The 2,377-nt window shown below is 69.7% G+C and carries 2 protein-coding genes; both read left to right on the top strand.

Translation table 11 applies throughout. The annotated features are described in order from the left end of the window. Positions 1–116: 116 nt before the first annotated feature. Positions 117–1,337: a fumarylacetoacetate hydrolase family protein gene (locus C5E10_RS18710; RefSeq protein ID WP_104332938.1), complete on the top strand. Its 1,221-nt coding sequence runs from the start codon at positions 117–119 to the stop codon at positions 1,335–1,337. Then, positions 1,334–2,362, top strand: a complete 1,029-nt coding sequence (locus C5E10_RS18705; RefSeq protein WP_219820422.1) for a LacI family DNA-binding transcriptional regulator — start codon at positions 1,334–1,336, stop codon at positions 2,360–2,362. The genes C5E10_RS18710 and C5E10_RS18705 overlap by 4 nt, the downstream gene beginning before the upstream one ends. Positions 2,363–2,377 lie beyond the last annotated feature (15 nt).

Raw genomic sequence — 2,377 nt, 5'->3', positions numbered from 1 at the left:
GTCCCGTCCCGTCCCACCCACTTCCGACTCGGGATGGAAAAGTCACCTCGTGCCGGAGAAGTTCCCGCAAAGAAGCGACTTCTCCATCCCGAAACCCAAGAACCTCAGGAGCTCACATGACATCGCAGCAGACGGCAGCAGGCCAGCAGGCGGCCGCAGGATGGTCGGGCAGCGCAGCCCAGGCGCTCCCGGCCGACGGCACGACCGGCACTCTCGTCGGTCGCGTCTGGGACCCGGCCGTCGGCGGCCCGTCTCCGGTTCTCGTGACCGAGGCGGGTGTGCTCGACCTGAGCCGGACGTTCGCGACGGTGAGCGACATCACCGAGACCCCCGACCCGGCCGCTGCGGTGCGGGCCGCGGCGGCGGATGCGCCCAGCCTGGGCTCGCTCGAGGAGCTCTTCGCGAACACGGAGCCCGACACCCGCGACGAGTCGAAGCCGTGGCTCCTCGCCCCCGTCGACCTCCACGTGCTGAAGGCTGCCGGCGTGACGTTCGCGGTCTCCATGATCGAGCGGGTCATCGAGGAGCGGGTGCGCGGCGACATCGAGGCGGCGGCGCGGATGCGCGAGCAGATCCTCGCGGAGATCGGCACGGACCTCGCGAGCCTCAAGCCGGGCTCGGAGGAGGCGACGGCCCTCAAGGCGTACCTCGTGGGAGAGGGCCTGTGGAGCCAGTACCTCGAGGTCGGCATCGGACCCGACGCGGAGATCTTCACGAAGGGTCCGACGCTGTCCGCGATGGGCACGGCCGTCCAGGTGGGCGTTCACTCCTCCTCGGAGTGGAACAACCCGGAGCCGGAGGTGGCGCTCCTCGTCGCATCCACTGGCGCGATCGTGGGCGCGACGCTCGCGAACGACGTGAACCTGCGCGACATCGAGGGCCGTTCGGCGCTGCTGCTGCCGAAGGCGAAGGACAACAATGCCTCGTGCGGGCTCGGCCCGTTCATCCGCCTGTTCGACGGTGACTTCGATCTCGACTCGGTGCGGGGGATGACCGTGGAGCTCGACATCGTGGGCCTCGACGGCTTCACGCTGCACGGGTCATCGGACCTCGCCCAGATCTCGCGCGACCCCGCCGACCTCGCCGCCCAGCTGCTCGGCCCCCACCACCAGTACCCGGATGGGGCCGTGCTGATGCTCGGCACCATGTTCGCGCCCATCGTCGACCGCGATCAGCCCGACCTCGGCTTCACGCACCACGCCGGGGACGTCGTGCGCATCTCCTCACCTGCCCTCGGTAGTCTGGTGGGCCAGGTACAGAGCAGTGAGGGGTGTGCGCCGTGGACATTCGGGATCGCAGCGCTCATGCGCAACCTGGCGGCCAGAAGGCTCCTGTGACCAGGCGGTCGACGCAGAAGGTGACGCTCACTGACGTCGCCGCGTCTGCGGGCGTCTCGCCGCAGACGGTGTCGCGGGTGCTGCGGACGCCGGAGCTGGTGTCCGCTGACACGCTCGAGCGGGTGCAGTCGGCCATCGGTGCGCTCGGCTACGTGCCGAACCTGGCCGCGTCGAATCTCGCGTCGAACCGGTCGATGACCGTCGCGGCGATCGTCCCGTCGATCTCCGCGTCGGTGTTCGCGGATGCGCTGCACGGCTTGGAGGCGATGCTCTCGCCCTTCGGCTATCAGCTGTTCATCGGCACGACGGGGTACAGCCCCGAGCATGAGGAGGAGCTCGTTCGCGCGTTCCTGGGGCGCCGGCCGGATGGCATGTTCATCGTCGGCGCCCAGCACACGGATGCGGCATCGACGCTGCTGCGTGCATCCGGGATCCCCGTCGTCGAGGCGTGGGATTCGAGTGAGAACCCCGTCGACAGTCTGATCGGCTTCTCCAACGAGGACGCGATCCGCGCGCTCGTCGAGTACGTGCAGGGCAAGGGCTACGAGCATCCGACGTTCGCGGGCTCCTTCCAGTCCGGTGACTTCCGCGCCGCGGCGAGACGCGAGAGCTTCGAGGCCTCGATCGCCGAGCTGTACCCGGGCGAGCCGGTGCGGGTCGTCGACTCCGGGGTCGCGTCGGTCGACCTCGAGACCGGCCGTGACCTGCTCGACGCGGCGCTCCGCGAGCATCCGGAGACCGATGCGCTCATGTTCGCGAGCGATGTCTTCGCGGCTGGTGCCGTGCTGGAGTGCGCTCGCCGCGGGGTCTCGGTGCCGGGTGAGCTCGCGGTGACGGGGTTCGGTGACTTCGAGCTGTCATCGCACCTCACGCCCACGCTCACGACGGTGGCTGTGCCGAACCGTGAGATCGGCACGAAGGCGGGCGAGCTGCTGCTGGCGCGCATGAGTCGTGGTGGCGCGGATGCGCCCCAGGGCGAGACCGTCGACCTCGGCTTCGAGATCGTGGCCCGCGAAAGCGCCTAGCCCCCGCCCCTTGCC

The organism is Pseudoclavibacter sp. RFBG4, assembly GCF_002931515.1.
Classification (GTDB): Bacteria; Actinomycetota; Actinomycetes; order Actinomycetales; family Microbacteriaceae; genus Pseudoclavibacter.
The sequence above is the reverse complement of the archived record's forward strand: the minus strand, read 5'-3'. Positions and strand labels throughout refer to the sequence as shown.